This is a genomic window from Halonotius aquaticus (genome assembly GCF_003605575.1).
In the GTDB taxonomy this organism is placed as follows: domain Archaea; phylum Halobacteriota; class Halobacteria; order Halobacteriales; family Haloferacaceae; genus Halonotius; species Halonotius aquaticus.
Map to the genome: position 1 here is coordinate 471,269 of NZ_QKNY01000018.1, position 18,158 is coordinate 489,426.

Here is an 18,158-nt window from a genome sequence, read left to right on the forward strand (position 1 = left end):
GGCAGCCCAGAGCCGCGTTGTCGTCGTCAGGCGTTGACGGACTCGATTTTCTTGTTGACGATCACTTGGCCTTTCGCCGTCAACGACAGCCCTTCATCGCCGTCCTCGACGAGTTCCTTGCTTTTGAGCTTGTCAACGATGGCTTTTGTCTCGTTGATATCGCCGGTCACAAGCATGCCAAGTTCCGCGCTGCCGCCGGCACTGTACAGCGAGACGAGGGTTTCGACCTCCTCTTCGCCGACCTCGATCTCTTCGAGATCCTCCATGATGTCGCTGTATTCGAGCCGGACATACCGACCAAGCAGGTTGAGTTTGCGGCCGTTTGGCAGCGTGATCAGCGTCGTCAGTGTCGTCCCAGCCTCGGAGTGATCGACCGACAGCGTTGGCCGAGTCTTGCCGCCGATATCGCGCTGTTCGCGGCCGAAGTCGATGACGCCGCCGAGGTCGATGGTCACCGTTTCGTTGTTACCTTTGAGATCCAACTGACCGCGTTTGAGGCCGAGTTTCATCTTGCGGTCGCTGGCGTCGGTGATCCGCCCACCGCGTTTGGCCGGGTGTTTGACGATCACGGTTTGACCGCCGATGATCACCTTGAAAAAAACGGTCTTGAACTTCTCGACGTTTTGGCCGGTGCCCTCGATGACCGCAACCTTCTGTTGGCCGTCCTTCTTGTAGGCGATGGTGACAGTGTCGTTGAAAAACTGCTTGAACGCCTGTGGTGGCGAGCCGATGTTGGTGTCGACAACCGAGGACAGCGGGATGCGTGTCTCCTGGTCGTCGGTGACCAACACCAACTGCTTGCGGCTGAGGAGCACGCGGCCGGTGATCGGTTCCATCGTCTCCATCTTCTCGGTGTAGAACCGACCGGCGAAATCCGCCACCACTGCCTCGCTCATATACTACTGTTCGTTCCGCAGTCCTCTTCATTGTTTCGCGCTGTCGATGACACAGTACCGGTTCCCATGTGGCCGAGAGCCCGACACAGACGGGGGGCGGATTCCGCACCTGCGGGAACAGCAAAGTCTAATGCGGTGGGTACCCAACCGTCGGGTGATGCCAACGGTAACCTACCTCAACTACGAAGTGCTCGACGATCACGGCTGGGAGATGGACGACGACGACCTCTTCGAGAAAGCCGAGGACGCAGGGCTTGACGGCGAGGACTACGGCGAACTCGATGTCAACGAAGGCGAGTACATCCTCGAATCCGCCGAAGCCCAGGGCTACGATTGGCCCTTCTCGTGTCGCGCTGGTGCGTGTGCAAACTGTGCCGCCATCGTCAAAGAGGGCGACATCGACATGGACATGCAGCAGATCCTTTCGGATGAGGAAGTCGAAGAGAAAAACGTCCGACTCACCTGCATCGGTAGCCCGGACGCCGACGACGTGAAGATCGTCTACAACGCCAAACACCTCGATTACCTCCAGAACCGCGTCATCTGAACGCTGGACTGTGTCCAGCACTCGACACATCCTCGCGTGAGGGTGTGACCATTTTTATCCACACGTAGCTACAGCTATTGCGGCTGTGTATGCAAATTACAACACGGTTGTGAGTGCTACTCGACGTACTCGTACTGTCGCTCGTTCATCCGGCCCCAACCGGTAAACACGAACTCGTCGCTCGGCTCGGTGAAGTCATCGATATCGACAGCCCCCTTCTCGTGGTTGTGGCTGTCGTGTACGTGTTCGTACTCCGAATACGAGAGATCGTATCGAGCCTGGAGTTGGGCGTCAACGTTGAGTTGGGCGATTTCCTGTTCCCAGTTCGGCTGGACGGTTTCGGCGTGGATTTCGGCTTGCGCGCCGGAGCCATACGACCCGACCAGCAGCTTCTCACCGGCGAGATCCCGATCTTCCTCCGCGGCATATTGGAGTGCAGCAATACGGGCGATATGTACTGACCCGGTGTACCAGTTGCCGACCTGCCGGGAGATGTTGAGCGTCGGCTCGATGGTGCGATCGTACCACGCTTGATACTGCTCGGTCTCTTTGAGGTCATCCATATACTCGCGGATCGCGTCCTCGTAGGCCTCTCGTGAGGCGTAGTCGTCCTCCCGTGGCTGGCGACCGATCTCGTCGGCGAGGGCGTCTTCGATCTCGGTGTCGCGGCTCATATGCCGGTAGCCAAGCAAGGCTGCCTTTCGCACCATCCCCGGGAACGGGGTGTGGAACGGGACGTAGGCGAAATCGTCGGGATGCATATCCCACGCAACGGATTCAAAATCCTCGACGGCCTCGCGCATGCGCGAGAGGTACACTTGCATCGACCGCTTGCCGTCGACCGACGGGAACTGCTGGTTCGGCTTCAGAAAGTCGGTTTCGTCCATGCTGCCGTACCCCTGCTCGTTCGATATCTCGACGAGATCGGGGTCTTCGTCGATGAGCATGGCGACCGCGCCCGCACCCTGTGTCGCTTCGCCGGGGTCACCACGAGCGTAGAGGGCGGTGTCGGTGGCGATGACCAGCGCGGCCCGCCCGCGGTTGCGACCGGCGCGAATCCAGTTGTAGGCGTCGTCGATGGATTGGGTGCCGGCGACGCAGGCGAACTTCCGTTCGCCCTTGTTGGCGTGGCGGAACTCGCCGTCGAAGTACTGTTCGAGACAGCCGGCGATGTACGTCGACACCGGCTTCGAGTTGTCGAAGGCTGACTCAGTGGCGACGTCGATCCGGCCGATATCGTCGGGGGTGAGCCCCTTGCGATCCATGAGTCGCTTGGCGGCGTTGGCACCCATGGTGACGATATCCTCGTAGAGATCCGGGAACGAGGAGCCGACGAGGCCGATCCCCTTGCGGTATTTGTCCGGATCCTCGCCTTTCTGTGGGGCGAACGTTTCCGGCAGATCGAGTTTGAGCTTGCCGGTCCAGACCTCAACCGCGTCGATGCCGACAGGTTCCATACGCGAGGTTGCCCGAGGTGGCTTATGGGTGTGTCGATACGAATGACGTCGATCGTCGAAGAACAGCCCGATCAGTCGTCGTCTTCTTCGATGACTTCAGGGTCAGCAAAGGCGTCCTGCAAGCTATCAAGCCCGTTGAGCCACTCGGAGACGAGCCAGGAGTCGAGTTCCTCGATGTCGCTGCCGTCGAACTCGGTGCCGTCGATGATCTGGGTGCCGGCCTGAACGAGGTACGCGAGGGCAGCGTCCTCATCCTCCTCGGCGGCACCAGCAACCGCATCGGTGATGTTGTCATCGAGCGGCTGTTCCTCGACAGCCCCACCGATCAGGTACTCCTCGGCGGCATAGAAAACGGGGATGAGGCTGGTCTGGACACTGTCGAGTAAGAGTAGCTTGTTCTCGGCGTCGAACTCCGGTTCGGCGAGGACGATGTCGTTGATGAACTCGAGTTTGTCGAGGGCTTCCTCCTCGTCAAGATGGCCGTCCTCGACGGCGGTGATAATCTTGGCGATCGCGATCGTCGTGTCGTTTTGGAGATTGAAGTAGAGCCGGGCGAAGTCCTCGCTTTCGGGATCGAGATCCTCCTCGCCGACCCGCGTCAGCCAGTTCTGCCAGCGGTCTTCCGAATAGAAGGTCTCGGCTGGCTCGTCGTCGTCGGTCATACATGTGTCTCCGCGGGCGCACTCAAAGGCCTTTCTTCTCGTTTGGGCCGCTACCCACCCGTTCTGTGGCCTCCCCGAGCGTTCGGCGGGTGTCAATGCCGTACACCCGATTCGGCGTCTCGACGTGAGCGGTCTCGATGGCATCGTCGTAACCCTCCTCGCGGAGCCACCGAACGCGCCGGGGGACGGTTTTGGGCCCCATAACCGCACCCGGTCGGTCGGGGTCGTCGATGTAGTCGGTTTCCATCAGAAACGGGTCGCCCGATTCGGCGGCGGTATCCAGCCAGTCTTTCTTGCACATCACACTTGGTGTCGGGCCTGCGAGGCGACCGCTGGCGTAGTGTTTGACGACATGGAGCGGGTCAAGGCCGCGGTCGTCGGCCCAGTCGGCGATCTCGGTGAGATCCTCGCTGGCCTCAGTGTGGAGCTGGACGACACAGTCGAGATCAGCCCCAAGCTCGAAAGCGTGTTTCATCACGTCGTTGGAGGCCGCCCAGACGGCATCATCGACCTCGTAGTGTGGTCGCCCGGATTTCAGCGCGAGTGCGTCACCCCGTTCGACGTACTCGGCCGCGATATCGAGAACGCGTTGCATCAGGTCGGCGGCCTCGTCCGGCGAGCAGCCACGGTCGTCGATGAGCCGGCTGATCAGGCCAGGGTGAACGCCGAGGATCGGCCACGCGCACCCCGGCAGCCGCTCGGTCGCGTCGGCGACGATGTCGATGGTGGTCTCGAAAACCGAGCGGAAATCTTCCGGATCGGTCGATTCGACGCCGAGATGCCACGAGGGTTTGTTGACAACAAGCAAGTGGGTGCCGCCCAACTGGACGAAGTCGTCGACGGCGTCCATCCCGCGGGCGGCGTCGGGATCGAGATGCATGTGGTTGTCGAGCACCGGCGTGTCGTCGTCCATGGCTGTGGGTTGGCAGCGACGGGCAAAAATCGGCTGGTCTCGGCGGTCGACGGGCTGCGGCGATATCGCTACGCGGTGTCGTCGTCGACCGCGAGATCAAATTCGAATGCGACCGCTGTCTCCGTACCGTCGACGATGGCTCCAGGCTGAGCAGCGAATCCCTCGTGGAGTCGCTCGTAGGTATCGTCGACAGCCTCAACGATGACGTTCGTCTCGCCGATCACCGGCATGAAGTTTGTGTCACCCTCCCATCGTGGGACGATATGTGTGTGGAGGTGGTCGCCGATAGAGCCACCCGCGCCCTCGCCGAGGTTCATCCCCATGTTGAGGCCGTCGGGGCCGAGACCGTCGTGGAGTGCGTCGATAGCGACCTGTTTGAGCCGGGCGTGATCCAGTAGTTCGGCGCGGCTGAGGGCTTCATACTCGCCGATGTGGCGGTTCGGGATGATCATCAGATGGCCCGGATTGTAGGGATAGTTGTTGAGTAGCGCGAAACTGCGCTCGCTGCGGGCGACGATCCGACTCTCGCGGTCGGCGTCGCGCTCGGGGAGGACGCAGAACGGACAGCCGTCGATCGTCTTCTCCTCGGGGTCGCGTTCGACCCAGTCGATCCGCCAGGGGGCGAAGATCTGATCCATACAGGAGGCTATTGCTTCGGGGTGTTAGTGGTACCGTCGGCCGCGCTTGGCGGTCACTCCCGCAAGCTATCTTTTTGTGTATGGGTACCCATACGTAGCGTATGAGCAAAAATATCGCCATCAGCGACGAGGTGTATCGTCGACTGAAACGAGAGAAAGGCGACCGGAGTTTCAGCGAGGTCATCGATGCGAAACTCGACAGCGGTGGGACGCTTGCTGAGGTTTCGGGCCAGCAGATATTCGATGCTGAGACGGCCGACCGCGTCAGCGATGAAATTGAATCGCTGAGCCGCGGAACGGTCGAGCGGATCACCAATGAAACTGCTTGATACCTCCGTTGTCGTCGGTATCGACCGCGGCGGTGTTGACGACAAGGTCGCAACCCTCGACGAGCAGGGTCGCCATCTGCTCAGCATGGTGACGGTGACCGAACTCCAGTTAGGTGTCGAACTGCAGTACGACCCCGGAACCGACGCCTACCGGGAGGCACAGGACAAGCTTACCCGACTTCTCGCTCGCTTCGATATCCACCCGATCTCACGGCCGATCGCAACGACAGCCGCACAGATCATCGGGTCGCTCAAACAGCAGGGTCGGCCGCTCGATGACCTCCACGATGTTTACATCGCCGCAACGGCCCGGACACAGCAACTCCCTGTTGTCACCGCCAACGTCGACGATTTCGAGCGGATCGACGATGTGGAGATCGTCGATTGGGAGACATTTTGAAACGATCAGTGATCAACTGATCTGAACGAAAGCCAACGTGACTAGCCGGCTTCATTTCTGAATCGTGTAATCGATACGTCGTCAACAGCATCGTAATCGTCGTCGGCCCCGACGAGCAGGGTCGCGTCCAGATGATCCGCCGTCGCCAACGCGAAGGCGTCGCCGAGTGCTGGATTGTGCGAAAGCACGTGGTCGGCAGTCCCTTGCCAGCAGTCGGCGACGCCGACCGGTTCGATACCGAGATCAGTGAGCCAGTCGATGTACTCGTCGGCAGTCCCACGGTCGTATTTCTGCGAGAGGATGTACCGAACCTCGGTGAGCGTGACGTAGCTGACATAGCCCGTTGTATCGTCAGCAGCGACGGCGTCGAGATAGTCTTCGACAACCTCGCTTCCGGGTTCGTCGTCGGCGTGTGCGACCAACGGTTCGGCGTCGAAGACGACACGGTCAGAGATTGTCATTCGGTTTCGGTCAGTTCGTCGCGTTCGGCTCGATCTTCGGCGCGTTTCTCACGGAGGAGCTGCGTCGCGGGCTTGTCAGTCGTCGCCTCACTCCGAGCAGCGAACCCCCGCATCTCACTCGGTGACCGAACGCGCTCGACGGTGATCGTTCCGTCGTCTGCCTCCCGAAACAGCACCTTCCCGGGGGCGTCGATCCCGAGCTTCTCGCGGAACCGCTTAGGGATCGTCGCTTGGCCGTGTTTCGTGACCGCGACGATCTCTTTTTCGGAGTCGTCACTCGATTCTGATTTGCTCACAGTTCATAATTTATCGCTATTCATACCTAACTCTTGTGTCCAGCCGAAGCCGGGTCTCAGTCGAAGTCGTGAATCCCCGCTGTCGTCACCTCACAGCCGTCTTCGGTGACGATCATCGTGTGTTCGGCCTGACTAATAAGCTGGCCGTCAGCTTCCTTCAGCACGGGATACCCCTTGATGATATCCGCGTTTTTCAGCGTGCGAAGGGCCATCGCCGCCCGCGAACTGTCGAGCCAGCGGGCCGCAAACGGGAGGTCGTCGAAGGCCTCCAGTTCATCCATGACCTGTCGGGCCCGCCGATCCCGAACTGAGCCGTCGCCGACCTGTTCGTAGATCTCTTCGGTCGCGCCTTCGCCGACTTTGCCGCGGCCGTCGGTGGCGAACGGCTCGATGGCGATCACGTCGCCGACCTCCAGTTCGACGCTGCGGTCGACCGCGCGGTTCGGGATGCTCGGCCCGGTGTGGGCGTCGTAGCGTTCGACGCCATGGCCCGTGAGGTTTAGAATAGGCGTGTAGCCGCGACCCTCGATGGCGTTTTCGATCGCCGCGCCGACCGTGCCGGTTTCGACGCCCGGGCCGACCGCGCCGACAGCGGCTTCGAGTGCGTCCTCGGCGGCAGCGACCATGTCGTCGTGGCCGGTGTAATCGACGGTGACGGCGGCGTCGGCGATGTAGCCGTCGACGTGGACGCCGATATCGAGACAGACCATCTCGTCGCCAAACTCGGTGTCATCGTCGCGGGCGGGCGTCGCGTGGGAGGCCGCTTCGTCGACGGAGATGTTGACCGGGAACGCCAGTCCCGCGCCAGCCTCGCGGATGGCATCTTCGGCGTATTCGGCGACTTCGAGTTGGCTAACATCGGGCTCAATCATCTCGCGAGCCTCGTTCATCGTCTCGACGAGGATTGCGCCGGCCTCGCGGTAGCTCTCGACGGCGTCGACATCGAGTTCACCAATGCTCATAGATGAGTGTTGGCTGGTGGCCGCAAAGCGGTTTCGACCGGCGTGTTTAGAAACGGACGCGGGCGGTCAAGGGGGTAGCGTCGCAGAACCGATAAGACAAAGTAGGTATCGATCAATTAATACAATAATACGGCGGTGTCCCGGGTATCCGGGCAGGATCCGAACACGCTGAAACGAGGAGACGCCAGTATGAATCGACAGGAATCAAGGGCAAGCTCAAACGAAACCGCCGGGCATTCGCGTGGAGAGTACACAGTCCACGTCACATACCGGCAATCAGTGGCCTCATGGGTCGATAAACGATGACGACAACGAAGATCCAGATCCGGGCAATGCTGCTTGTGGTGGTCATGATAGTGTCAGCAGTAGCAATGGGAGCCGCGTTTGCCGGCTCAACTGCTGCCCAAGCCCAAGGCGGCGACAACCCTGGCGGTGGTAACGGCAACAGCGGCGGGGGTGCTGATTCTGGCGGTAGTGGTGGAAGTGATGCTGGTGGTGGCGGCAGTAGTGATGGTAACGGCGGTGGCAACGATGGTGCCGGTGGCGGCGGTTCTAATTCTGATGGCAGTGGTGGAAGTGATAGTAGCGGTGGTACGGGAAGTGATGGTGGTAACGGCGGCGGCAACGACGGCAGCAGCAGAGAGGGTTCCAATTCTGGCGGCAGTGGCGGCGGTAATACCGGGTCAGGTTCTGATGGCGGTAGTGGCGGAGGGGATGGTGACAGTGGTGACGCTAATAGTGGCTCTGGCTCTGCCGGTAACGACGGAGATAGTGGCGGTAACAGCGGAAACAGTGGGAGCGGTTCTAATGCTGGCAGTGGTAGTGGTGATTCTGACTCTGGCGGTAGCAATGGCGAGAACGGTGACACCAGTAATGGAAAAAGTGACAGAGGCAACAGCGACAGTTCTAATTCTGCCGGTAATGGTGGCAGTTCTAATCCTGGTGACAGTAATAATGGTAATAGTGGTTCTGACTCTACCGGAAATAGCGGCGACAGCTCTAATGCTGGTGGCAGTAATGGTAACAGCGATAATTCGGCTGGTGGAAACGGTGCCAGCAACGGTGGCTCGGATACCGCCCGAAGGTCGACTCCTGCTGGCAACAGCGACAGTAGCGGCAACGCGAACGAGAACAACGCTGGCGGGAATAACGACAACGCTGCCGGGAGCGGCGCGTCAAACACAAACGGACAGGGAGTGGCCGGCAACAGCCCGGATATCAGGGAAGTCGCCGACAGGGTTCGGAGTTCCAATCCCGACGCAGCAACCGAAGTCGAGATCGACGACACCCGACCTGACACACCGGGAGCCACAGTTCGACCGGAAACAACCACCCAGACCGTCACTGAGGTCACCCTCGATGACGAAACGCTCCGTGGCAGCGTCGAGGTGAAAGAGTACACCAACCCACCGGCCGAGGTGACCGACGCGCTCACCGCAAGTGTCGCCAGTGATCTCGCCGACGCTGCGGCCGATCCGAGTGAGCGAGGCACCAGCGACGAGGGATTTGACAGCGAAGGCGACGAAGAGAAACCCACTGAGGATTCGACCGCTGAAACCGGCGAATCGGCCGTCAATGTCGTCACCGTCGCCGACATATCCGTCTTCGACGAGGCGGGCGAGCCGGCCAGCGACACCCCCGCGACGGTGACCATGCAGGTCGATACAGCCGAACTGAACGAGCCGGAGAACGCGGTCGTCGTCCACGAAACTGACGACGGCTGGGAACAACTGGAGACAACAGTTGAAACCACCACAGCTGAAACGGTTACCCTGCGTGCGAAAACCGGCGGATTCTCGCTGTTTGCTGTCGCGGAACTCAACGGCGAGGACGACACCGATTCTGAAGAGACGGCAAACGCAATCAACGCGACGACGGCAGCGAATGCGACGGCAACGACGACCAACAGCACCCTCGGCTTCGGGATCGGGGCCAGTTTCATCGCACTGGCGGCGACAACGCTGCTCGCGTGGCGACCCGGTCGGTAGCTTAGGTCGGCGAGGGCTCCTCGACGAGGTCGGGAGGAATTTCAACCCGGACGCGCGTGCCCGTTGCGTCGGTGTCGAAGGTGGCTGTCCCACCGAAGCTGTCGGTGCCCCATTTGATCAGCCATAGCCCGAGTCCGCTGCCGTGTTCAAGATCGGTCTCCTCGGCATTGTCGAGGACTGCGATCTCGTGGCTCGGGAGCCCCGATCCATCGTCGGCGACAACGAGGGTCGTCTCCTCGGCGTCGTAGCTGATCGTGATCTCCGAGCAGCCGCTGTGCCGAACCGCATTGGAGAGCAACTCCTCGATGATCGACTGGAGGACAACCGGATTGATGCGGACAGCCATCCCGTCGGGAACGGTCACTGTGGTCGGTATCGAGTCGATGTCGGCGTCGATCGAATCGATTGCGTTGTCGATCAGCTCCGAGAGTGCCGTTGAGTCGGTCGACAGCGGGTTGGCGGCCAACACGGTTTCGGTGCGTTGGGCCTTATCGCCCATCGTCACGAGATTCTCAAAGATAGCGTCGATCTTGTCTTGGTACTGTTCGACGCCGTCATCGATATCCAACATGACGTCGACGTACCCCTGGGCAATGTTGAGATCGTTTCGCAGGTTATGCCGGAGCACGCGGTTGAGCACCTGAATCCGTTGTTGCCGACGCCGCTCGTCGGTAATGTCGGTGAAAACGATGGTCTCGCCGATCACCTGTCCGCTGTCGTCGGTTGCGGTCGTCATCGCCGCCTCAACGACCGTATTGCCGGCCGGTAGTTCGAACGTGATCGGTTCGGCCTGTCTGAGCGCATCGCCGTCGACCGTCTCGGGCAGCAGCGAATCCAGCGGCGCGCCGATGCTATCGAGTTCAGCGGCCCCAAATAGCGCCTGGGCCGCCGAGTTGAGATCCGAGACGTTGCCGGCGTTGTTGACGACGACGATGGCGGTATCGGAGGCATCGAAGGCGGTCTTTCGACCTATCGTTCGGGAGGCCGGCAGTTGCTCAAAGAGATCATCCCGGGTGACCGTCAGCCACAACCCACCGAGCCCAAGCGTGAGCGCACTCGCACGGAGCGCACTGACAGACGCGAACTCGGTGACGAGACCGAACTGATAGAGGTAGCCGACAAGCCACGGGAAGACGACCGCCAGCGACAGGCCGATAACGCTCCGCCCGCGGAAAGGGTGATGACGGGTCGCGGTCGTGTACAATAGCGCAATCCCGACGCCGATCGCAACGCTTGTTCCGAGGACTTCGAACACGGTGGCAAACTGGTGGATGCTCGTTCGAAACGTCGGCTGGAGTGCAATGACCCCAAAGGCTGCCGCCGCACCGGTGAGACCGTTGGCCGCCGAGATGAGGAAGGTGCCCCCGCCGAGGCCGCCGATGGCGATCTTCTCCCGGCGACCGATTCGCTGGGTGTACTGGAGGACAAACCAAAGCCAGACAAAGATTCCACTAACCGTAAACAACCCAGCGAGGAAATCGACACTGATCAGGAGGGGTTGCAGCGTCGGCGGTACCTGCGATCCGAGTTGGGTGAGTTGGGCACCGTTGGTGATCCCGAAACTCGAAAACGCAAAGATGACCACCGCTGCCGACAGAAAATTTCCACCCCAGAGCCCCAAAAAGAGGCTAAGACTGCGGACACCGATCCCCTCATAGCGGCTGAGGAGGTAGCCACCGAATGCGAGGTAACCGAGGCTCACCAAGCCAGTTACTGCGGCGACCTGCATTGAGACGAACTGCCCCACTAAGTAGTGGTATCGGTGATACCGGAAAGTAGTTTGTGCACTCATCTTGTGTAGGCGATGCCAACTGCGGAGGGCGTAGGACAAACCGATCCCGGGAGCAGAATCGTGGCGTAGCGTTGCCGACGAACAGGTGTCACACGGAGAACGGCAGGCCTTTTACTTTGGTTCCAGAATCCTTCACCGTCTATGAGCTACGACAAGATTGAGGTTCCCGAGGCAGGCGAGCAGATCACGCTCGCCGACGAGGACACCGGGGAACTGAACGTCCCAGAAACACCGATCATTCCGATCATTCACGGCGACGGAATCGGCTCGGATGTCGGCCCGGCCGCCCAGCAGGTACTCGACGCCGCCGCCGAGGCGACCGGCCGCTCAATCGCCTGGATGCGCGTCTACGCCGGCGGGTCGGCCCGCGACAAATACGACGAAAATCTCCCACAGGAGACCGTCGACGCCATCCGCGAACACCGCGTCGCGATCAAGGGGCCGCTGACGACGCCGGTCGGCGCGGGCTTTCGCTCGCTGAACGTCGCACTCCGCAAACGGCTGGATCTCTACGCGAACGTCCGACCGACCTACCACCTCGACGGCGTCCCATCGCCGGTCAAAGATCCCGAGGCGATGGATATGGTCACCTTCCGCGAAAACACCGAGGACGTCTACGCCGGCATCGAGTGGGAAGCCGGCACCGACGAGGTCGAGGAAGTCAAAGGGTTCGTCGAAGACGAGATGGGCTTCGACAACACGATCCACGATGGCCCCGTCGGCATCGGCATCAAGCCGATCACCGAATTCGGCTCGAAGCGGCTGATTCGGGAGGCCATCGACTACGCGCTGGCCAACGATCGGGACTCTGTGACGCTTGTCCACAAGGGCAACATCATGAAGTTCACCGAGGGCGCGTTCCGCGATTGGGGCTACGAGGTCGCCGAAGAGGAGTACGGCGAGGATGTCATCACCGAGGACGAACTCTGGGAGGAGTACGACGGCGACGCGCCCGACGGGACGCTCGTTGTCAACGACCGCATCGCCGACAACATGCTCCAGCAACTCCTGACCCGTACCGACGAGTACGACGTGATCGCTACGATGAACCTCAACGGCGATTACATGTCCGACGCCGCCGGCGCACAGATCGGTGGCCTCGGCATCGCGCCGGGCGCGAACTTCGGCCACGGTCGCTGTCTCGCCGAACCGGTACACGGCTCCGCGCCGAAATACGAGGGCGAGGACAAGGTCAATCCGACCGCGATGATCCTCTCGGGCCGCGAAATGCTCGATTACCTCGGCTGGGACGATGCCGCCGAGCTCGTCCGCGATGCCGTCGAGCAGACGATCGTCGACCGGACGGTCACCTACGACCTCCACCGACAGATCGAGGGCGGCGAAAAGCTCGCCACCAGCGAGTTTGCTGACGCCGTCGTCGACAACATCGAACAACTTTCGTAGAAAGCCGGTCGGGCTCTGGCGGTGAAGCCGCCAGAACAGCCACGACCTCCCCTACCGAATCATCGCCAGCGGTCGCTGCGATTGTTGAGTGAGATAGAAAAACACACATAGCCCCATCCGCTGGGTAGGGGTAGATGTACGGGTGGCTCAACCGTCAGTTTCGCCGTGGCTACGAGCGGCTGCTCCGCCGGGAGATCGGCGAGGGGCCGACCCACGTCGCCATTATTCAGGACGGCAACCGTCGATACGCCCGCAAACAGGGCGAGGACGCCCCTGAGGGCCACCGTGAGGGTGCCGACACCGCCGAGCAGGTACTCAACTGGTGTGAGGAACTCGGCATCGACGAGCTAACGCTGTATGCCTTTTCGACCGAGAACTTTGAGCGGCCACCCGAAGAACGGGAGCCACTCTTTGATATCATCGAAGCCAAGCTCTATGAACTCGCCGACAGCGACCGTGTCCACACCAACGAGGTCTCGATCCGAGCGATCGGCGAAATCGAGCGACTCCCTGAGCGCGTCCAAGACGCCATCGCCTACGCCGAAGCCGAGACGGCCGACTACAACAGCTTCCGACTCAACGTTGCGCTCGCCTACGGCGGCCGAAACGAGTTGCTTCGGGCGGCCCGCGAAGTCGCGACCGCCGTCGACAACGGCGACCTCGACGCCGACGATGTTGATCCCGAAGCAATCGAGAACCGTTTGTACCGTCAGCCGGTACGAGATGTCGACCTGATCATCCGCACCGGCGGCGACGAACGCACCTCGAATTTCCTGCCGTGGCACGCCAACGGCAACGAGGCCGCCGTCTACTTCTGTGCGCCCTACTGGCCGGAGTTCTCGAAGATCGACTTCCTGCGAGGGATTCGTACCTACGAGGCCCGCGAGGAGTCGTGGCAAGAAAGCAAGATCGACCGCGCTGTCGCGCTGGCCGGCGCGGTCGGCAGCCTTGAACTCAAGGAGGCCAGCGAGTTGGTGAGCCGACTCCGCGGGAAGCTGCCGCAAGCCGGCCGTCGGGCCGTCGCCGAGGAACTTGAGACGGCGACGCCAGCCGACGATGACTCGGAGTCGCCGGGGGCGGATGCAACCCTCGACCTTGCTGACTAAACCGCCTGCCAACTGTTATTTGCCGAACCGTCGCTGGCGATCAGCGTAATCGAGCAGCGCGCGCAGGTAGTCGCGCTTGCGGAAATCCCGCCAGTTCACGTCAGTAAAGTAGAGCTCGGAGTAGACGGACTGCCAGATCATGAAATCCGAGAGCCGCTCGGCCCCTGTTTTGATGACGAGATCGGGCTCATCCCGGAAGACGAGCCGCCTGTCGATATCGTCGGCCTCGATCGCTTCCGGTTCAAGATGGCCGTCGTCAACGGCTTCGGCAAGCTGGCGGACGGTTTCGGCAAACTCGCGTTTGCCGCCAAGGCCGATACTCACCTGAATGGGGGCATCGGCGGATTCGGTGTCGCCGGGGCGGCGTACCGCCAGCGGCAGCGGTGTCTCTAAGGCGGTGAGCTCGCGGCTGAGCGTCGGGATGACAGCCTCATCAAGGACGCTCACGGAGACGGTGATCCGGTCAGCACCGTACTCGACAGCCCATCCGAAGAAGTCCCGCAACGTCTCGTAGGCCCCCTGTTCGAGGAGATCGCGTTCGGTGATGACGACAGCGACGTGTTCCGGCGGCGGGTTCGACTCCCGGCGAAGCCGCAACGAAAGATAGGCCTCGTAGAGCACTGTCGTCGGTTCGGGTCGGTGGTGCAAAAAACTGCGGTGGCACGAACTGGGCGTGTGAGGCAGCCACACACCGGATTCGACATGTCGGGAGCGTTAAGTGGCCGTCAGGGATACCCGGTGGTGTGACATCACGGGTTCGTCGTGCCGGCGCGTTCGCCCTCGTGGCCACGCTGTCGCTTGTGGCCCCGATTGCCGGCGCGGCGACAGCGGTTCCCTTCGCCGCCATCGGCGTGGCCGCGGCAACACTCATCAACGACGGCCCCGTCTTCGAGTTATTTGCCCGACCGGGCGATCGGCAGGACGGCCGGCTCAACGGGCTGGCCGGCTTCGGCTTTGCAGCCGCTGGGTTGGCCTTACTGTTGGCACTGCCGCAGGCTGGGCTCCCAGCGGAGATCTTTGTCGCCGCCCTGTTGGTACTCGGCGTCGGCAACCTCGGGACTGAGATCGCCCGCACCCGCAGTAGCGATCCATTTCTCGCCGTCGCCGGCTTTCTTGCCGGCGGGATTCCGGCAGCGATCGCCGGCCAGTTCGTCGTCGGAGTCGTCAACGGCGAGACCGTCGCGTGGTCGGCGGTGATCTTTCTGGCCGTGATCGGCGGGCTGATCGCCGCGCTGCTCAGAGAGTTGCTGTACGAGCGTGACGATCCGGTCGTCGTGTTGTCGGTCGGCCTCGCCAGTTGGTTTGTCGCCACGTTGGTCGGCACAGTCCCAACCACGGAGTTGATCGCCGCCGTCATCGTGACCGTCGCCCTCGGTGGGATCTCCTACGGGCTTGGGACGGCCAATGTCTCCGGAATGCTGACCGGGATCTTGCTCGGCGTGTTGACGATCGTCCTCGGCGGCTTCGGCTGGTTTGCCGTGTTGATCGCCTTCTTTGCGATCGGCGGGCTGGCCTCGAAGTTTCGCTACGACCGAAAGGCCGCCCGCGGCGTCGCCGAGGACAACAACGGCGCCCGCGGGATGAGCAACGTCCTTGCCAACTCGGGGGTTGCCCTGCTAGCGGTCATCGCGGCCGCCGCCGGGGAGCTGGTCGAGCCAGCAGCCATCGTCAGCCTCGCCATCCCGTTTGCCTTCGCCGGCTCGCTGGCGACCGCTCTCGGCGACACGCTGTCGAGTGAGATCGGCTGTCTCTACGACCGGCCGCGGCTCATCACCACCTTCGAGCGTGTCGACCCCGGCACCGACGGCGCGGTGACGTGGCAGGGCGAACTCGCCGGGCTCGTCGGCATCGGGATCATCAGCGCGTTAGCGACGGCGACGCTCCCGCTTGGGCCAGGTGGAGCGACCGGCATCGCCGCTGGCATCGTCGCCGCTGGCGGGCTCGCTGGCATCACGACCGATAGCATACTGGGGGCGACCATCGAGGGTGACCGACTCGGCAACCAACTGGTGAACTTCTGTGCAACGCTGACCGGCGGCGGCGTCAGCGTCGCCCTCGCAGTCGTCCTGTTGTGATGCGGTCGACGATCCGCCACGCAACAGCCGCTGATGCGGCAAGGATTCGCACGCTGCAAGCAGAACTGACCGAGCCTGCACCAACTCTGTTGGACGCAGCACTCACCCAAGTAGACACAGCAAGCAACGCGGGAGCCACAACAGCCGACAACACGTCACCAGCGATCGGTGAGTCGTTTGGGCTGTTCGTCTCGGTCAACAACGCTGATCTGGCCGTTGGCTATCTGCTCGCAGTGACAGGCGAACCAACGCATATTGCTGAGCTCGTTGTCGAGCCAGCATATCGCCGAGAGGGGCGAGCGAAGGCACTACTTGCCACCATGCTCGAACAATACGGCCATCCGATAACCGTCCACGTCGCTGTCGACAACACGGCGGCACGATCGCTCTATGAAGCAGTCGGGTTTCAGGAACAGGCGCGAAGCGACGATCAATTCGACGACACCACCGGGGTGACGCTGCGGTATCCAAGCGAGGATTAGGCTTCCAGTTCCGGCTCTGGTGGCTGCAGTTCCGCGGCGGTTACCACCCGCGTTCCGATCGGCTTTTTGACGAACTCGCCGGTGCTGGCGGCGACAATGTGATCGAGACCGTGTTGGGCAGCAACATCGAGGATTCGCTGGCTGCATTCGCCGTCGAGTACCAGCGCGTACGGCTCGTCGGCGGCTTCGATGGCCTCAATGAGTGCTGCTGGCTCGGTCTCGGTGATGACCCCAAACTCGGCGTCAAGGAGTCGGGCGGTGCCAGTCTCCGCATCGATGACCGCCTCAACGTGGCTGCGTAGGGTCACTGGCTTGGCGTCGTCATCGGCATTGGTAGCGTCGTCAGATTCGTCGGCGTCGTCAGCCGAGGGCTCGGCGTCGACAGCCGAATCGGGGTCATCGTCCGCATTGTCGCTGACCGCAGGTGTCGTGGGAGAGCCAGCGTCAGCCGGGGAGTCAGATATCGCATCCGGTGGGGTAGCCCCATCGTCGGAAACAGGTGCTGCCGCATCGGCATCGGCCGTCGCGGCGTCAGCGTCAGCCGTGTCGTCGACGGCCCCAGCAGCGTCGACAGCTGACTCCGCTGTGACGGCTTCGTTATTTGTGTTTGACTCAGCGTCCGCGGCGGCGACCCGAGATGATGTGCCGGTAGGAGGCTGGTCGGACGGCGGCGACGGCGACGCCGCAGGGGAACTCGTCGGAACGACCTCGACCTCAGTGTCCTCGTCGTCCGGCGGCAGGTGGTCGTCGGCCGACCGGGGTCGCTCGTCGGCGGTTTCGTCGATGATGTCGGCGATCGCCTCCCGGACGTTTGGCGCGCCGCGAAGCCGGTCGGCGATGACCTTCTGCCGGAGGCGATCAAGCACGGCTGCTCGGGACAGATCCTCAACCGACTGATCGGGCGGCGCAAAGGCGACGAAGTCAACATCACCGACCTGCAGCAGCTCCCGGAGGATGAGCTCGCCGCCGCGGTCGCCGTCGACAAAGACGGTCGTCGTTCGCTCGGCGGTAAGATCGGCGACGGCGTCGGGCACGTCGGTACCCTCGACGGCGATGGCGTTTTTGATCCCGTAGGCCAGCAGCTGACGCACGTCGGCCCGGCCTTCGACGACGATCACCGCATCGGAGCTTTCGACCCGCGGGCCAGCGGGCAGCCCCTTGTAGTCGACAACATCGGCGACGCGGGCCGAATCCCGCACGTCGTCGACGAGATCAGCACCAGAGACGCCGGTTTCGTCGAACGCTGTCGCCAACAGCTCCTTGGCACGGTCGACGATCTCCCGGCGTTTGGCCGCCCGGATATCCTCAATGGCGGTGACCTCGATGTCGGCTCGACAGGGGCCAACACGGTTGATCGTTTCCAGGGAGGCCGCTAAGATCGCGGTTTCGGCCTTGCCGAGGCTGGTGGCGATCGTCAGCTCGCCGAACGATTGGCCATTTTCGGAAGAGATCTCAACGTCGATCCGGCCGACCTTCGAGGACTGCTGGAGGTCACGGAGATCCAACTCATCGCCCAACAGCCCCTCGGTTTGGCCGAAGACCGCGCCGACGACATCGCTGCGCTCGACGATGCCGTTGGCGGCGATCCGGGCGTGAATCAGATACTTAGTTGTGTCGTCCATGGGAACACTCCAGCGACGAACGCGAGTGGCATGATGCCGCTGATATCATATATAAACGCTACGATCTGAAATACCTGTCGTCACCGCTGGCCGCAGGAGCAACGCGGAGAGAGGGTGATCGAAGACAC

Annotated in this window: 20 protein-coding genes; 9 read left to right on the plus strand and 11 right to left on the minus strand. The window is 61.9% G+C overall.

Features of this window, described 5'->3' with window-relative positions; all coding sequences use genetic code 11:
- Positions 1-26: 26 nt before the first annotated feature.
- Positions 27-896: a CheF family chemotaxis protein gene (locus DM826_RS11970; RefSeq protein ID WP_120103651.1), complete on the minus strand. Its 870-nt coding sequence runs from the start codon at positions 894-896 to the stop codon at positions 27-29.
- A gap of 157 nt (positions 897-1,053) precedes the next feature.
- Here DM826_RS11970 and fer point away from each other — a divergent pair, with 157 nt between their 5' ends.
- A complete protein-coding gene (fer, locus tag DM826_RS11975) occupies positions 1,054-1,443 on the plus strand; it encodes a ferredoxin Fer (protein ID WP_120103652.1) in 390 nt (129 codons plus the stop codon).
- Positions 1,444-1,559: 116 nt separating this feature from the next.
- On the opposite strand, the gene hmgB is transcribed toward fer, so the two are convergent.
- The 4 genes from hmgB to DM826_RS11995 form a co-directional block, all read right to left on the minus strand.
- Complete coding sequence (hmgB, locus tag DM826_RS11980; RefSeq protein ID WP_120103653.1) at positions 1,560-2,900, minus strand: hydroxymethylglutaryl-CoA synthase; 1,341 nt, start codon at positions 2,898-2,900, stop codon at positions 1,560-1,562.
- 71 nt (positions 2,901-2,971) lie between these two features.
- Positions 2,972-3,562 carry a DUF2150 family protein gene (locus DM826_RS11985; protein WP_120103654.1) on the minus strand — a complete coding sequence of 197 codons (591 nt, stop codon included), beginning with the start codon at positions 3,560-3,562 and terminating at the stop codon, positions 2,972-2,974.
- Positions 3,563-3,584: 22 nt separating this feature from the next.
- Entirely contained in the window at positions 3,585-4,475 is an 891-nt protein-coding gene (locus DM826_RS11990; RefSeq protein WP_120103655.1) for a TatD family hydrolase, read from the minus strand.
- A gap of 68 nt (positions 4,476-4,543) precedes the next feature.
- Positions 4,544-5,113 (minus strand): HIT family protein, encoded by a 570-nt coding sequence (locus DM826_RS11995; RefSeq protein ID WP_120103656.1) that lies wholly within the window; start codon positions 5,111-5,113, stop codon positions 4,544-4,546.
- Positions 5,114-5,214: 101 nt separating this feature from the next.
- On the opposite strand from DM826_RS11995, the gene DM826_RS12000 reads away from it, so the two are divergent.
- Positions 5,215-5,442, plus strand: a complete 228-nt coding sequence (locus tag DM826_RS12000; protein ID WP_120103657.1) for an antitoxin VapB family protein — start codon at positions 5,215-5,217, stop codon at positions 5,440-5,442.
- Positions 5,429-5,842: a type II toxin-antitoxin system VapC family toxin gene (locus DM826_RS12005; protein ID WP_120103658.1), complete on the plus strand. Its 414-nt coding sequence runs from the start codon at positions 5,429-5,431 to the stop codon at positions 5,840-5,842. Before DM826_RS12000 ends, DM826_RS12005 begins: the two co-directional genes overlap by 14 nt.
- Before the next feature lie 41 nt (positions 5,843-5,883).
- Here DM826_RS12005 and DM826_RS12010 read toward each other — a convergent pair whose 3' ends face one another.
- Genes DM826_RS12010 through map form a run of 3 tightly spaced genes read right to left on the minus strand, consistent with a single transcriptional unit; the run spans position 5,884 to position 7,561 of the window.
- Positions 5,884-6,303 carry a PIN domain-containing protein gene (locus DM826_RS12010; RefSeq protein ID WP_120103659.1) on the minus strand — a complete coding sequence of 140 codons (420 nt, stop codon included), beginning with the start codon at positions 6,301-6,303 and terminating at the stop codon, positions 5,884-5,886.
- Positions 6,300-6,599: an AbrB/MazE/SpoVT family DNA-binding domain-containing protein gene (locus DM826_RS12015; RefSeq protein ID WP_120103660.1), complete on the minus strand. Its 300-nt coding sequence runs from the start codon at positions 6,597-6,599 to the stop codon at positions 6,300-6,302. Before DM826_RS12015 ends, DM826_RS12010 begins: the two co-directional genes overlap by 4 nt.
- Positions 6,600-6,655: 56 nt before the next feature.
- Positions 6,656-7,561, minus strand: coding sequence for a type II methionyl aminopeptidase (gene map / locus DM826_RS12020; protein WP_120103661.1), 906 nt, complete (start codon positions 7,559-7,561; stop codon positions 6,656-6,658).
- A gap of 432 nt (positions 7,562-7,993) precedes the next feature.
- Between map and DM826_RS12885 the strand changes: the two genes are divergently transcribed.
- Positions 7,994-8,953 (plus strand): hypothetical protein, encoded by a 960-nt coding sequence (locus tag DM826_RS12885; protein WP_133304677.1) that lies wholly within the window; start codon positions 7,994-7,996, stop codon positions 8,951-8,953.
- Positions 8,950-9,549, plus strand: a complete 600-nt coding sequence (locus DM826_RS12025) for a PGF-pre-PGF domain-containing protein (protein ID WP_133304678.1) — start codon at positions 8,950-8,952, stop codon at positions 9,547-9,549. The genes DM826_RS12885 and DM826_RS12025 overlap by 4 nt, the downstream gene beginning before the upstream one ends.
- Before the next feature lies 1 nt (position 9,550).
- On the opposite strand, the gene DM826_RS12030 is transcribed toward DM826_RS12025, so the two are convergent.
- On the minus strand, positions 9,551-11,296 hold the full coding sequence (locus DM826_RS12030) for an ATP-binding protein (RefSeq protein ID WP_165853313.1): 1,746 nt from the start codon (positions 11,294-11,296) through the stop codon (positions 9,551-9,553).
- Between the two features lie 186 nt (positions 11,297-11,482).
- Between DM826_RS12030 and icd the strand changes: the two genes are divergently transcribed.
- Together icd and uppS are read left to right on the plus strand one after the other, a co-directional pair.
- Complete coding sequence (gene icd / locus DM826_RS12035; protein ID WP_120103664.1) at positions 11,483-12,745, plus strand: isocitrate dehydrogenase (NADP(+)); 1,263 nt, start codon at positions 11,483-11,485, stop codon at positions 12,743-12,745.
- A gap of 134 nt (positions 12,746-12,879) precedes the next feature.
- Positions 12,880-13,851 (plus strand): polyprenyl diphosphate synthase, encoded by a 972-nt coding sequence (gene uppS / locus DM826_RS12040; protein ID WP_120103665.1) that lies wholly within the window; start codon positions 12,880-12,882, stop codon positions 13,849-13,851.
- Between the two features lie 15 nt (positions 13,852-13,866).
- Here uppS and DM826_RS12045 read toward each other — a convergent pair whose 3' ends face one another.
- Positions 13,867-14,472 carry an undecaprenyl diphosphate synthase family protein gene (locus DM826_RS12045; protein ID WP_120103666.1) on the minus strand — a complete coding sequence of 202 codons (606 nt, stop codon included), beginning with the start codon at positions 14,470-14,472 and terminating at the stop codon, positions 13,867-13,869.
- Positions 14,473-14,594: 122 nt separating this feature from the next.
- Between DM826_RS12045 and DM826_RS12050 the strand changes: the two genes are divergently transcribed.
- A complete protein-coding gene (locus DM826_RS12050; protein WP_120103667.1) occupies positions 14,595-15,926 on the plus strand; it encodes a DUF92 domain-containing protein in 1,332 nt (443 codons plus the stop codon).
- Positions 15,926-16,408 carry a GNAT family N-acetyltransferase gene (locus tag DM826_RS12055; RefSeq protein WP_120103668.1) on the plus strand — a complete coding sequence of 161 codons (483 nt, stop codon included), beginning with the start codon at positions 15,926-15,928 and terminating at the stop codon, positions 16,406-16,408. Before DM826_RS12050 ends, DM826_RS12055 begins: the two co-directional genes overlap by 1 nt.
- Here DM826_RS12055 and dnaG read toward each other — a convergent pair.
- Positions 16,405-18,030 carry a DNA primase DnaG gene (gene dnaG, locus DM826_RS12060; RefSeq protein WP_120103669.1) on the minus strand — a complete coding sequence of 542 codons (1,626 nt, stop codon included), beginning with the start codon at positions 18,028-18,030 and terminating at the stop codon, positions 16,405-16,407. The genes DM826_RS12055 and dnaG overlap by 4 nt on opposite strands.
- Positions 18,031-18,158 lie beyond the last annotated feature (128 nt).

Excerpts from the sequence above, each read along its gene's own strand:
- DM826_RS11970 (WP_120103651.1), bottom strand. The coding sequence starts at position 896 with ATGAGCGAGGCAGTGGTGGCGGATTTCGCCGGTCGGTTCTACACCGAG.
- fer (WP_120103652.1), top strand. The coding sequence starts at position 1,054 with ATGCCAACGGTAACCTACCTCAACTACGAAGTGCTCGACGATCACGGC.
- hmgB (WP_120103653.1), bottom strand. The coding sequence starts at position 2,900 with ATGGAACCTGTCGGCATCGACGCGGTTGAGGTCTGGACCGGCAAGCTC.
- DM826_RS11985 (WP_120103654.1), bottom strand. The coding sequence starts at position 3,562 with ATGACCGACGACGACGAGCCAGCCGAGACCTTCTATTCGGAAGACCGC.
- DM826_RS11990 (WP_120103655.1), bottom strand. The coding sequence starts at position 4,475 with ATGGACGACGACACGCCGGTGCTCGACAACCACATGCATCTCGATCCC.
- DM826_RS11995 (WP_120103656.1), bottom strand. The coding sequence starts at position 5,113 with ATGGATCAGATCTTCGCCCCCTGGCGGATCGACTGGGTCGAACGCGAC.
- DM826_RS12000 (WP_120103657.1), top strand. The coding sequence starts at position 5,215 with ATGAGCAAAAATATCGCCATCAGCGACGAGGTGTATCGTCGACTGAAA.
- DM826_RS12005 (WP_120103658.1), top strand. The coding sequence starts at position 5,429 with ATGAAACTGCTTGATACCTCCGTTGTCGTCGGTATCGACCGCGGCGGT.
- DM826_RS12010 (WP_120103659.1), bottom strand. The coding sequence starts at position 6,303 with ATGACAATCTCTGACCGTGTCGTCTTCGACGCCGAACCGTTGGTCGCA.
- map (WP_120103661.1), bottom strand. The coding sequence starts at position 7,561 with ATGAGCATTGGTGAACTCGATGTCGACGCCGTCGAGAGCTACCGCGAG.
- icd (WP_120103664.1), top strand. The coding sequence starts at position 11,483 with ATGAGCTACGACAAGATTGAGGTTCCCGAGGCAGGCGAGCAGATCACG.
- uppS (WP_120103665.1), top strand. The coding sequence starts at position 12,880 with ATGTACGGGTGGCTCAACCGTCAGTTTCGCCGTGGCTACGAGCGGCTG.
- DM826_RS12055 (WP_120103668.1), top strand. The coding sequence starts at position 15,926 with ATGCGGTCGACGATCCGCCACGCAACAGCCGCTGATGCGGCAAGGATT.
- dnaG (WP_120103669.1), bottom strand. The coding sequence starts at position 18,030 with ATGGACGACACAACTAAGTATCTGATTCACGCCCGGATCGCCGCCAAC.